Raw genomic sequence first — 12009 nt, 5'->3', positions numbered from 1 at the left:
AACAACAAGATCAAAGTGATAAAGCGCATGGCATATGGATTTAGGGACTCAGAATACTTTTTTCTGAAAATCAAGGCGGCCTTCCCCGGAAAGCCGCGATGAACCCTTTTTATTGCCGCGTGTTTGAACGTGGGCCTGCGACCATCCCTGTCTCGCCGCTGGCCCGTTTTGGCAGACGGGCCCCATCTGTCATCCCCCCGGTGGTATAGTCAGCCACAAGATCCGCATTCAAGGAGTCCATCGTGAAGAAGATCATCTACATCCTGCTGGGGTTGGCGCTGGCGGCCGTGGTGGCCATCGCCGCCCTGGTGTCCCTCATCGATCCCAATCAGTTCAAACCCCAGCTGGTGGAACAAGTGCGCAAGAGCACCGGCCGCGAGCTGGTGATACAAGGGGATATCGGCTGGCGTTTCTGGCCAAGCCTGGGCCTCTCCCTCGAGAAGGTGGCGCTGCGCAACCCCGCCGGCTTTGCCGAGCCCGACCTGGTGCGCTTCACGCGCGGGGAGGCCTCGGTGGGCCTGCTGCCCCTGCTCTCCCACAAGCTTGAGATAGGCAAGGTGACCCTGAGCGGCGCCCATCTGTTTATCCAGACCAGGGCTGACGGCAGCTCCAACCTGAGTGACCTGCTCAAGGCCTCCGCCGAGCCTAAGGGGGAAGCGACCTCCGAGCCTGCCGCAACGACGCCCCCACCCGCCAATGACAAGCAGCCCTGGCAGATCAGCCTGCAAGGAGTGGAGCTGCAACAGGCCAGCGCCCTGGTGCAGGACGATCGCAACGGCACAGTCTCTCGTCTCGAACAGCTGGACCTGAACCTGGGCCAGCTGGCGGTCGATCAATGGGTACCGGTGACTCTGGCCGCCAAGGGGGCCCAGGGTGAGCTGGCGTTTGATCTCAAGGGGTCGGCCCAGCTCAAGCTGGCGTCCGATGCCAGCCGCAGCGAGCTGAAAGACGTCGCACTGGCGGGGAGCCTGAGCGAACCGACCCAGCGGCTCGATGCCTTCACCCTCAAGGCCGATCGGCTGGCATTGGGGGAGTGGAGCAGTCTGAGCCTTAGCCTCGGCGGGGCACAGGGGGCGGCGGACAAGCCGACCCTGGCCGGTACGCTGGAGGGGACCCTCAAGGCGCGCCTCGATGAAAACCGGCAACTGCTGGAGATATCGGATGCCGTGCTGGCCGCCAAGCTGAGCGGCGACGCCCTGCCGCGCCCGCAGATGCAGGTGAAGCTGGCGGGCTTTGCCCGCGCCGAGCTGGGCAAACAGGCTGTCACCCTCAGCAACCTGGTGATGGGGGTGGATGACGCCCTGCTGAGCGGCAGCGGCGCCGTTCGTCTGGGGGCCGTACCCAAAGTGGACTTTGACCTCAAGGGGGACAAGCTCGACCTGGACAGTTGGCTGGGTCAGCCAGCCAGGACGGCGTCCGCTGCGGCCACCTCGGGAGCGGCTGCACCGGCCGGAGCAAAGGAGCAGGCTGCGGCGCCCGCCAACAGGGCGCTCTCCACGGTAGAGCCTGATCTGACCGCCCTCAAGGCGGTGGACCTGGCTGGCCGCCTGCAACTGGGCAGCCTGCGCCTCAAGGGGCTGGATCTCAGCGCCGTGGATCTGCAACTGGCCCTGGCGGGTGGTCAGCTCACCCTCAAGCAGTTCAGCGCCGGGGTGGCCGGCGGCCAGGTGACCGCCAGCGGCGTGCTCGATGCCCGTCAGCAGCCGGCCCGCTATCAGGTGCACAAGCGGGTGCAGGGGGTCGATGTGCGGCCCCTGCTGCAGACCCTGGCCCAGACCGATCTGCTGGAGGGCAAGGGGGATCTGGAGGTCGAGGCGCAGGGTAGCGGTCTTTCCGAGCAGGCGCTGCGCAGCCGGATGCAGGGCAAGGTGAACCTCAAGTTGAGCGATGGCGCCCTGCACGGCATCAACCTGGCGGAGATGATCCGCGAGGCGCGGGCCACCCTGACCGGCAAGGGGGCGGATCAGGTGAAGGAGGTGCGCAAGACCGACTTCAGCGCCCTCACCGCCAGCTTCCAGATTGCCAACGGGATTGCCAGGAGCGATGACATCCAGCTCTTTGCCCCCGCCCTGCGGGTGAAGGGGCAGGGCCAGACCGCCCTGGTGCCGGAGACCCTCGACTTCCTGTTCCTCACCTCCGTGGTGGAGAGCAGCAAGGGGCAGGGGGGCAAGACGGTGGATGAGCTCAAGGACATCACCATACCGGTGCGCATCGGCGGCCACTGGCAGGCGCCGAGCTACAAGCTCGACGTGAAGGAGCTGCTCAGCAACAACAAGGTGCTGGAGGAGAAGGCCCGCAAGGAGGCCGAGCGCGGTCTCAAGAAGCTGCTGGGTGACAAGGCCGACAACGAAGGGGTGAAAGGGGTGGCGGACCAGCTGCTCAAGGGCCTGTTCAAATAGCCAGCCTCCCGTTGTTGTCATCAAGAGCCCGCCCCGTGCGGGCTCTTTGTTGTGGTGCCGGGCGTCACGGGACGAGGTGTGGTCGGCAACATGAGGTACTATGCGAAACAGTCTTCGAAACCGGGAACCAGGAGGGTTCATGAACAAACGGGTGCTGATCACCGGCGGCGGCAGAGGTATCGGGGCCGCGACAGCCCGCTATCTGGCGGCGCAGGGTTACCATCTCTGTCTCAATTATCGTCAGGACAGGGCGTCCGCCGAGGCGGTGGTGGCCGAGATCCTGGCCACCCATCCGGTCGAGTGCATCGCGGTGCAGGCCGATGTCAGCGTGGAGGCCGAGGTGGTGCGCCTGTTCGAGGAGATGGACGCGAGGCTCGGCCCCGTTACCCACCTGGTGAACAACGCCGGCAGGTTGCAGCCCCAGATGCGGGTGCTGGAGATGAGCGCAGAGCGCATCAACCAGACTCTGACCACCAATGTCACCAGCTGCTTTCTCTGCTGCCGCGAGGCGGTGCGCCGCATGACGGCGGGGGGCGCCATCGTCAACGTCTCTTCCGCCGCCGCCCGGCTGGGCTCCCCCGGGGAGTACGTGGATTATGCCGCCGCTAAGGGGGCCGTCGACGTGCTGACCAGAGGCTTGTCGCTGGAGCTGGCGGCCCAGGGGATCCGGGTCAACGGGGTGCGTCCGGGTTTCATCTACACCGACATGCATGCCGACGGCGGCGAGCCCGGCCGGGTGGACAGGATCAAGGGGGCCATTCCGCTGCAACGGGGCGGCGAACCCCGTGAGGTGGCGACCGCCATCGCCTGGCTGCTGTCGGACGAGGCCTCCTATGCCACCGGCACCTTTATCGATGTGGCGGGCGGGCGCTAGGTCATCTTCAACAAGCCTTTCGTCAACGAGAAGGGGCGCCATGGCGCCCCTTCTGCTTATTCTCCCAGCAGCTGTTGCCAGACCGCCAGCACATGGCCCCGCTCTCGCGGCAACTGATCGTCCCCCACCTTGCGGGAGATCTCCGAGAGGTTGAGGCGATGGCCGAGGTTGCGGATCTCCAGATAGGCCTGCTTGAGCCCCTCAGCCTGCTCCAGTGTGAGTACCCCCGCCATCACGCACTCATCGAAGATGCGCACATTGTCTGACCAGCGGGTGAGGGCGTCCGGCTCACCGCAGGCGTGGGCCAGCACCAGGTACTGGGCGATGAACTCGATGTCCACCATGCCGCCGGGGGACTGCTTGAGATCGAACTCTCCCTCTCCCGCCTTGAGCAGGTGATCCCGCATCTTCTGGCGCATCTCCCGCACTTCGCGGGCCAGGGTGGGCAGATCCCGCTCCTTGGCCAGCACGTCGCGGCGGATGCGGGCAAATTCGGCGACCACGGCATCATCGCCATAGATGGGACGGGCTCGCACCAGAGCCTGATGCTCCCAGGTCCAGGCTTCCTGCTGCTGGTACTGCTCATAGGCCGACAGCGATGAGACCAGCAGGCCTGAGTCGCCGGAGGGGCGCAGCCGCATGTCGATCTCGTAGAGGATGCCGGACGGAGTGCGGGTGCTGAACAGATGCAGGATCCGCTGGGCCAGGCGCAGGTAGAACTGGCGGCTGTCGATGGGCTTGCGGCCATCGGTGTAACTATTGGGGTCGCCGCCGTGCAGGAACACCAGATCGAGATCCGAGCCGTAGCCGAGTTCGATGCCCCCCAGCTTGCCGTAGGCCACCACCGCAAAGCCGCGCTGGCCGCTCACCGCCACCTCGGGCGGCACCCCGTAGCGTTCGCTCATCTGGGCCCACGCCTGATTGACCACCTCCTCGGTGATCGCCTCCGCCAGCCAGGTGAGGTGGTCGCTCACCTTCATCAGCGGCAGGGCGCCGGCGATGTCGGCGGCGACGATGCGCAGGAGCTGCACCTGCTTGAACTGGCGCAGCGCCTCCATCTGCTGCTCCACGTCCTCCTCGGGGATGCGCAGCAGGAACTGGCGCAGCTGGGGCTTGTACTGATCCAGCGGGGTGGGGTGGTAGAGGTGTTGGGGATCCAGCAGCTCGTCCAGCAGGATGGGGTAGCGGGCCAGCTGCTCGCTCACCAGGTTGCTCTCGTCACACAGGCGCACCAGCTGGCGCAGGGCGGCGGGGTTTTCCGCCAGCAGTTGCAGATAGGCGCTGCGGGTGAAGATGCGGGTCAGCAGGGTGCAGACCCGCTCGAACAGGCGGGCGGGCTCGCGGCTCGCCACCACCAGCCGCAGCAGCTCCGGCATCAGCCAGTCCAGGGCGATGCGCCCCTGGGGCCCTACCTGACGGCGCTTGTACTCCTCCTTGAAACGCAGCAGAGCGGCGCAGAGGGGGGCGGGCTCCACCACTCCCTGCGTGGTCAGCAGTTTTTCCAGCTCGGCGGCGTCGAGCTCGGTGCGCCAGAGATCGAGCCAGAGCTGTTCCAGGTGGGCGGGGGCCTCCTTCTCTTCCCCCACCACGGCGACGAACTCCTGATGGACGGCGGCCATCTCCTCATCGAGGTGGGCCATGAAGGCGTCCCAGTCGGTAAAGCCAAGGGTGGCGATGAGCCGCTGGCGATCCCGATCCTCGGTGGGCAGAGTCTGGGTCTGCTGATCGCCGATCTCCTGCAAGATGTTTTCCACCCGGCGCAGGAAGCGATAGGCGGTGAGCAGGCGTTCGCACTGGCTCCCCTCCAGGGCACCCCCCTGGGCGATGGCGGCCAGCGCCTCGGGCAGGTGGCGTACCCGCAGGGCGGGCTCGCGCCCGCCACGGATGAGTTGCAGCGCCTGGGCGATGAACTCCACCTCGCGAATGCCCCCGGCCCCCAGCTTGATGTTGCCCTCCAGTCCCTTGCGGCGCACCTCGGCGGCGATCATCGCCTTCATCTGGCGCAGGCCGTCGATGACGCCGAAGTCGATATAGCGGCGGAACACGAAGGGGCGCAGCAGTTCGGTCAGGGCCATGGCGTGTTCGCACTGGGGGCCCAGCACCCGCGCCTTGACCATGGCGTAGCGTTCCCAGTTGCGGCCGTGATGCTGGTAGTAGTCCTCCATGGCGGCGAAGGAGATGGCGAGCGGCCCCGCATCGCCAAAGGGACGCAGCCGCATGTCGACCCGGAACACCTGACCATCCTGGGTGGGCTGGTGGAGGGCGTTGATGAGACGCTGCCCCAGCTTGATGAAGAACTGCTGGTTGGCGAGCTCCCGCCGACCGCCAACGGTGTAGCCGTTCTCGGGGAAGGTGAAGATAAGGTCGATGTCCGAGGAGAAGTTGAGCTCGCCGCCGCCGAGCTTGCCCATCCCGAGGATGAGCAGCGGCTGGGGGTTGCCATCGCCGTCCATCGGGGTGCCCAGCTCGCTGCACTGTTTGGCATAGAGCCAGTCGCGGGCACCACAGATGAGGGCATCCGCCAGCTTGGTGAGATGGATGAAGCTCTCTTCGACCTCGGACTCCCCGAGCAGCTCGCGCCAGGCGATCACCAGCATGCGGCTGCGGCGGAACTGGCGCAGGATGCGCTTGAGCGCCTCCTCGTCCGCGACCTCGGCGAGCAGGGCTGCGAGCTCAGGTTCATAGGCGGGCCAGCGCTCGGCCCGGGTCAGTGCGTCCGATGCCAGGGTCTCGGCCAGCAGCCCCGGCTGCTTGATGAGGGAGTCGGCGACAAAGTCGGAGAGGCCGAGCAGGGTCAGCAGAGTCTGGCGGGTGGGCTCGGGCAGTGCGTCATACTGGGGCGCCAGAGCGAGCAGCCGCTGCCAGTGGCGCAGGGCCTGCTCCTGCAGCAAGGGAGAGAAGGCGGAGAAAGAGGGAGAGTGCTGGGCCACGGTTGCCATCCTTGTGGTTGACGAGTCTGCAGGGAGAGTGAAATGCCGGCTGCCAATCTAGCACTCCCGGGCGCTGGCGTCACAGCGCCGCTGCCCGGAAGGTGATCCGGCGACGGATCTGGCGATCGGCCGGGCTCAGGGACGCCGGTAGATCTCGGGGTCGTAGATTTCCATCAGGCTGCCGGGGCTTCTCGGCGGCACAAAACCGAAACCGGCGTAGAGGCCGTGGGCATCGGAGGTGGCGAGGGAGAGACGGCGCAGCCCTTGCAGCTCCGGGTGGGCGAGGATGGCGGCCACCAGGGCCTTGCTGTGACCGCGCCCGCGATGTTCGGGCAGCACGAAGACGTCGGCGAGATAACCGAAGGTGGCCTTGTCGGTGATGACCCGGGCGAAGGCGACCTGCTGGCCGTCGAGATAGGCTCCGAAGCACAGGGAGTGGTTGATGGCCCGCTGCAGGGTAGCGAGGGGAATGCCGAGGCACCAGTAGGCCTCTTCACTGAGGAAACGGTGAATGAGCGGGACGTCGAGGCGCCCCTTGTCGTCGCTTATCTCAAGCGCAGGTTCTGTGGTCTGCATCCTGGCTCCTTGCCGTGATGAAAAAAGAAAGGCCCCTAAGGGGGCCTTCCAGTGTACTCAAATCACGACCTCAGGCCAGCCTGAAGGTTTGACGATGGGCGCCAGCATCAGGCCAGCTTGAAGGCCTGGATATGGCTGTCCAGCGTCTGGCTGTGGTGTTCCACCAGTTCGGAGGCATCTTTCAGCTCCCGCAGCACCACGACGGAGCCTTCCACCACCTGTTTGACCTGCTCCAGGTTGGCATTCATCTCCTCGGCGACCGAGCTCTGCTGCTCGGAGGCGGCGGCGATCTGGCGGTTCATGTCGGCCACTCCCTGCACCCGTTGCACTATGGTGTCGAGCTGGGTACCTGCCTGGGTCACCTGCTCCACCCCCTTGTCCGCCTGCTGCACGCTCTCGGCCATCAGGCCGACGGCCTGGCGGGCGTTGCCCTGAAGCTGCTCGATCATCTTCTGGATCTCGACGGTGGCCGCCTGGGCACGGTTCGCGAGTTCGCGCACCTCGGAGGCGACCACTGCAAAACCGCGACCCGCCTCACCGGCGCGGGCGGCCTCGATGGCGGCGTTCAGGGCCAGCAGGTTGGTCTGCTCGGAGATGCTGCGGATGGTGTCCACCACGGAGCCGATGCGATCGACCCCGTGCTCCACTTCGTTGACCACGGTGGAGGAGCGCTGGATGTTGCCGGAGAGAGTGTCGATGGTGTTGACGGTAGCCGCCACGCAGCGGCTGCCCTCCTCGGCCAGCTGGCTGGTTTCGGCGGTGGCGTGGGACGCCTGCTCCGCGTGGTTGGCCACTTCTCGAATGGCACCTACCATCTGGCTCATGGCGCTGGCAAGCTGCTCAATCTGGGTGAACTCCTCGTTGATGGCCTCGTTCGCCTCATCCATGCAGAGAGTCACCTGGGAGGCGATCTCGTTGAGCTCCTTGCAGGCTGCACGCTGGGTCCCGAACACCTCCTTGAGGTTCTCCTGGGAGTGGGCCACCGCCTTGGCGATGTCGCCGAACTCGTCCCGGGACTTGAGCAGCACGCTGTGGCTGAGATCCTTGTTGGCGAAACGCTCCAGCAGCCCCACCAGGTAGTGGACCTGCTTGACCATGAGGCGGGAGCCGGTGAGCAGCAGCACCACGAAGACGACCCCCATGAGCGCCGTCTCCACCAGCCCGGTCCAGAGCAGGCGATCGGCGATGGTGTTGGCCATGGCGGCATCAATGCCCTCGCTGAGCAGGGTCGCTTCCAGGTTGCTGGCATCGAACCAGAGTTTGGCCAGCAGCAGCAGGGTGCTGAACACCATGAGCAGCACCACCTTGGGCACCAGTCGGATGTTGCTCATGCGCCTCTCCAGCGGGTTCAACTGCATAATTTTTCTCCTTTCAACGTCCATTATTCCTTTGCCGTCATAGCTATCGGCATTATCTTCCTTTTTATTAATTTGCACCGTGCTTAAAGTTGGAAAATGTATGCGACATCACTTAACTCATTTGCGTACCATGGATCTGCTGATGGGGTTTCTCTCCGTGATTTCGGTTTGCCTGGTGGCTGCTCGCTGGCTGGGGCACGGTGAACTGAGCCCCCAAACTTTGCAGCTCTTTTATGATGTCGACAGCCTGATCAGCTACTTCTTCCTCGCTCACTTCGCCTATGGCTGGGCGCGCGCCTCCGACAGGATGGCCTTCTTCAAGAGCAACTGGTTCTATCTGCCCGGCAGCCTGCCCATGGTGGAACAACTGCGCTGGGCGCGGCTCATCCAGCTGTGGCGGGTTTACCAGTTGCTCCGGGACAGACCGGATCTGCTGGCCATGTTCCGTCGTGAACGCAACGAAACCACCCTCTCCGGCATTCTCTTCCTCTTCTTCCTGTTGCTGGGGGTCGGCTCCGGCGTCATGTACTGGCTGGAAACGGGGCAACCCGGCAGCCTGATCCAGACTCCTTACGATGCCTTCTGGTGGACGCTGGTGACCCTCTCTACCGTGGGGTACGGGGATCTGGTGCCCAAGACGGAGGAGGGGCGCTTCGTCGCCAGCCTGCTGATCCTCTTTGGCGTGGGGTTGTTTGGCGCCCTCAGCGGCTTCATGGCCAGCCTGTTCGTCCATCCCGGCAAGACCAACGACGACACCGCGGTGTGGCGACGCCAGCAGAGCGAACAGCAGGCGCAACTGCTCAAAGAGCTCAAGGCCCTGCGCGCCGAGGTGCAGGCGCTGAAACAGAAGTAGGTACGACGTCTGGAATGGTCGCGTGGCAAACCGGCGGCGCTGCGAGACAGCTCTCACTCGGGGAGATGGCGCTTTTCTTTGCTTGTCCTTTGACCCGCAGGCGGCTTAACATTCGGCCTGCAACCTAATCCAACGAAGAGAATCGATCGACCATGCGCGCCCTTCTCGGGATCCTGATCTGCTTGTGTGCCCAACAGGCACTGGCCGATACCCGCTATGTTTCAGACAACATCTTTACCTATATCCACAACGGTCCGGGTACCCAGTACCGGATCCTCGGCAGCGTCAAGGCCGGTGAGCCGCTGGAGGTCAAGGCGGTGAACCAGGAGGCCGGATTCACCCAGGTGGTGGACGGTCGTGGCCGCGAGGGCTGGATCAAGAACAGCGAGCTGCAGGGAGAGATCAGCCTGCGTGAACGCCTTCCCCAGGTTCAGAAAGAGCTGGACGAAGCCAAGGCCCGTCTGCTGAACCTCAATGGCGACAACGAGAAACGCTTCGCCGAGAAGGATGGCAAGATCGCCGAGCAGAGCAAGGAGATCGCCAGCCTCAAAGCCCGTCTGGACAGCCAGAGCGCCGAGATGAGCAGCCTCAAGGAACAGAACGACGCCCTGACCCAGAGCTATGACAACCGTGAGCACGACATGCAGATGGACTGGTTCATCCGCGGTGGTGCCATGGTGGGGGGCGGCATCCTGCTCGGGATCCTCCTGCCCATGCTCCCGCGCCGTCGCAAGAGCAGCGAGCGCTGGATGAACTGATCGCCCGGCGGTCAACAGGATGAAAGGTCGCCAGAGGCGACCTTTTTTCATGGCGTGCCTGGCGAGAAGAGGGCCATGTCGGGGGTCGCCATCGGCCCTTCCCGCTCGTAAGATGAGGCGAACGATCCTGTGCCGCGCGCATTCTCAACAAGAGCCTTCATCATATGTCATCAACTGAACAGGCCGTCTGGTTCGTGCTGGGGGGCGATCACCTCGTCCTGCTGGATGAACAGGGGCGCATTCCACAAGGGCCCCGCGCCGTTTTGCCCACCCATCTGCACACCGCCCCCTTCGAGCGCTTCGACGAGTGGGGCGGCCTGCCTTGCCATCTGCTGGATCTGGGGGGCGAGGCGGAGACCGGGGCCATGGCCCCGCTGCGCCAGCTCATGGTGGCGGGGGACGAAGAGGGCTTTCGCCTCGCAGGACGGGCCTGGCAGCTCGCCACTTTTCGCCGTACCCATCGTTTCTGCGGTGAGTGCGGCGCCCCCATGACCCCGAGGGAAGGAGAGTGGGCCCAGGGGTGTCATCACGGCCATGTCGTCTATCCGCGCATCTCCCCCTGCATCATCGTCGCGGTGCGCAAGGGGCCGGCCATCTTGCTGGCAGCCCACCGCCGTCACTATCAGGCGGATGATCCCATGTATACCGTGCTGGCCGGCTTCGTGGAGGCAGGGGAGAATCTGGAGCAATGTGTGGCGCGGGAGGTGTTCGAGGAGAGCGGCATCCGGGTGGCCAATGTGCGTTACGTGGCGAGCCAGCCCTGGCCCTTCCCCCACAGCCTGATGATGGGCTTCACCGCCGACTATGAGAACGGCGAGATCCGGGTGCAGGATGACGAACTGGTGGCGGCAGGCTTCTTTGAGGCTGACCGGCTGCCGCGCTTGCCCCCTCATGGCACCATAGCGCGCCGGCTCATCGAACAGTGCCTCGCCGAGGCGCGTTGAGGGAAAACGGGGGCGCTTGTATGCGCCCCCTCACATCTTTGCACTCCTGCGGCGATGTGCGGCGTCAGGGTCGCCCTCAGCCTTGCACAAAGTGGTATCATGTCCGCCATTTTATGCGTGACATGACTCAGGAACTGGGATGAAAGAGCTGAAAAACGATCGATACCTGCGTGCCCTGCTGCGCCAGGAAGTGGACATGACCCCGGTATGGATGATGCGTCAGGCTGGCCGTTATCTGCCGGAATACAAGGCGACCCGCGCCGTTGCGGGGGATTTCATGTCCCTGTGTCGCAACGCCGAGCTGGCCTGTGAAGTCACCTTGCAGCCCCTGCGCCGCTATCCACTCGATGCCGCCATCCTCTTCTCCGACATCCTGACCGTGCCCGATGCCATGGGGCTGGGCCTCTACTTCGAACAGGGGGAAGGCCCGCGCTTCGAGCGCCCGATCACCTCCATGGCCGACGTGCAGGCCCTGCCCATCCCGGATCCGGAAGACGAGCTCGGCTACGTGATGAATGCGGTGCGCACCATCCGCCGCGAGCTCAAGGGCGACGTGCCGCTCATCGGCTTCTCCGGAAGCCCCTGGACCCTGGCCACCTACATGGTGGAGGGGGGCAGCTCCAAGGCGTTCACCAAGATCAAGCAGATGATGTATGCAGAGCCGCAGACCCTGCACCTGCTGCTCGACAAGCTGGCAGACAGCGTGATTAGCTATCTCAACGCCCAGATCAGGGCGGGTGCCCAGGCGGTCATGGTATTCGACACCTGGGGCGGCGTGCTCACCCCGCGCGATTACCGCGATTTCTCCCTGCAGTACATGCACAAGATCGTCGATGGCCTGATCCGTGAACATGAGGGCCGCCGTGTGCCGGTCACCCTGTTCACCAAGAACGGCGGCCAGTGGCTGGAGCAGATCGCAGCCACCGGCTGTGATGCCCTGGGGCTGGACTGGACCACCGATATCGCCGACGCCAAACGCCGGGTCGGCGACAAGGTGGCGCTGCAAGGCAACATGGACCCCTCCATGCTCTACGCCACCCCGGAGCGGATCCGCGAAGAGGTCGCCACCATTCTGGCCGGTTTCGGTCATGGCAACGGTCATGTCTTCAACCTGGGCCACGGCATCCATCAGGATGTGGACCCGGAACATGCCGGCGTGTTCGTCAACGCGGTGCATGAGCTCTCCGCCCGATACCACGGTCGCTGAGGGCGGCATACAGCGTGATGAACGGGGCCTGCGGGCCCCGTTTTGCTGTCCGTGACACAGGGGGCTGCATCCTGGTCGCGGCTCGGGTTACACTGCACCCCCATGTTGGC

General features: G+C 64.7%; 10 protein-coding genes. 7 read left to right on the top strand and 3 right to left on the bottom strand.

The annotated features are described in order from the left end of the window. The 3 genes from PG883_RS13680 to PG883_RS13670 all read left to right on the top strand — a co-directional run. Positions 1-102: transposase (locus tag PG883_RS13680; RefSeq protein WP_164882044.1), on the top strand; the 102-nt coding region annotated here is incomplete at its 5' end. 140 nt (positions 103-242) lie between these two features. Then, positions 243-2399 carry an AsmA family protein gene (locus PG883_RS13675; protein WP_270807316.1) on the top strand — a complete coding sequence of 719 codons (2157 nt, stop codon included), beginning with the start codon at positions 243-245 and terminating at the stop codon, positions 2397-2399. Between the two features lie 139 nt (positions 2400-2538). After that, positions 2539-3273 (top strand): SDR family oxidoreductase, encoded by a 735-nt coding sequence (locus PG883_RS13670; RefSeq protein WP_043154840.1) that lies wholly within the window; start codon positions 2539-2541, stop codon positions 3271-3273. Positions 3274-3329: 56 nt separating this feature from the next. On the opposite strand, the gene glnE is transcribed toward PG883_RS13670, so the two are convergent. The 3 genes from glnE to PG883_RS13655 form a co-directional block, all read right to left on the bottom strand. Further along, the gene (gene glnE / locus PG883_RS13665) at positions 3330-6203 is read right to left on the bottom strand and encodes a bifunctional [glutamate--ammonia ligase]-adenylyl-L-tyrosine phosphorylase/[glutamate--ammonia-ligase] adenylyltransferase (protein WP_048208431.1); all 2874 of its coding nucleotides are present in this window, start codon (positions 6201-6203) and stop codon (positions 3330-3332) included. Between the two features lie 135 nt (positions 6204-6338). Beyond that, a complete protein-coding gene (locus tag PG883_RS13660) occupies positions 6339-6779 on the bottom strand; it encodes a GNAT family N-acetyltransferase (RefSeq protein WP_039040551.1) in 441 nt (146 codons plus the stop codon). Between the two features lie 107 nt (positions 6780-6886). Then, a complete protein-coding gene (locus tag PG883_RS13655) occupies positions 6887-8137 on the bottom strand; it encodes a methyl-accepting chemotaxis protein (RefSeq protein ID WP_010675666.1) in 1251 nt (416 codons plus the stop codon). A gap of 100 nt (positions 8138-8237) precedes the next feature. Here PG883_RS13655 and PG883_RS13650 point away from each other — a divergent pair, with 100 nt between their 5' ends. From PG883_RS13650 to hemE, 4 genes are all read left to right on the top strand, one after another. Beyond that, on the top strand, positions 8238-8990 hold the full coding sequence (locus PG883_RS13650) for a potassium channel family protein (RefSeq protein WP_270807315.1): 753 nt from the start codon (positions 8238-8240) through the stop codon (positions 8988-8990). A gap of 152 nt (positions 8991-9142) precedes the next feature. Continuing rightward, positions 9143-9748 carry a TIGR04211 family SH3 domain-containing protein gene (locus tag PG883_RS13645; protein ID WP_010675664.1) on the top strand — a complete coding sequence of 202 codons (606 nt, stop codon included), beginning with the start codon at positions 9143-9145 and terminating at the stop codon, positions 9746-9748. A gap of 164 nt (positions 9749-9912) precedes the next feature. Continuing rightward, positions 9913-10692, top strand: a complete 780-nt coding sequence (nudC, locus tag PG883_RS13640; RefSeq protein ID WP_270807314.1) for an NAD(+) diphosphatase — start codon at positions 9913-9915, stop codon at positions 10690-10692. 139 nt (positions 10693-10831) lie between these two features. Further along, positions 10832-11899 (top strand): uroporphyrinogen decarboxylase, encoded by a 1068-nt coding sequence (hemE, locus tag PG883_RS13635; RefSeq protein WP_263308299.1) that lies wholly within the window; start codon positions 10832-10834, stop codon positions 11897-11899. Positions 11900-12009: the final 110 nt, after the last annotated feature.

This window comes from Aeromonas sp. QDB25 (assembly GCF_027707725.1).
GTDB lineage: Bacteria > Pseudomonadota > Gammaproteobacteria > Enterobacterales > Aeromonadaceae > Aeromonas > Aeromonas caviae.
The sequence above is the reverse complement of the archived record's forward strand: the minus strand, read 5'-3'. Positions and strand labels throughout refer to the sequence as shown.

Coding starts and splice junctions, on each gene's coding strand:
- PG883_RS13670 (WP_043154840.1), top strand. CDS start 2,539: ATGAACAAACGGGTGCTGATCACCGGCGGCGGCAGAGGTATCGGGGCC.
- PG883_RS13660 (WP_039040551.1), bottom strand. CDS start 6,779: ATGCAGACCACAGAACCTGCGCTTGAGATAAGCGACGACAAGGGGCGC.
- PG883_RS13655 (WP_010675666.1), bottom strand. CDS start 8,137: ATGCAGTTGAACCCGCTGGAGAGGCGCATGAGCAACATCCGACTGGTG.
- PG883_RS13650 (WP_270807315.1), top strand. CDS start 8,238: ATGCGACATCACTTAACTCATTTGCGTACCATGGATCTGCTGATGGGG.
- PG883_RS13645 (WP_010675664.1), top strand. CDS start 9,143: ATGCGCGCCCTTCTCGGGATCCTGATCTGCTTGTGTGCCCAACAGGCA.
- nudC (WP_270807314.1), top strand. CDS start 9,913: ATGTCATCAACTGAACAGGCCGTCTGGTTCGTGCTGGGGGGCGATCAC.
- hemE (WP_263308299.1), top strand. CDS start 10,832: ATGAAAGAGCTGAAAAACGATCGATACCTGCGTGCCCTGCTGCGCCAG.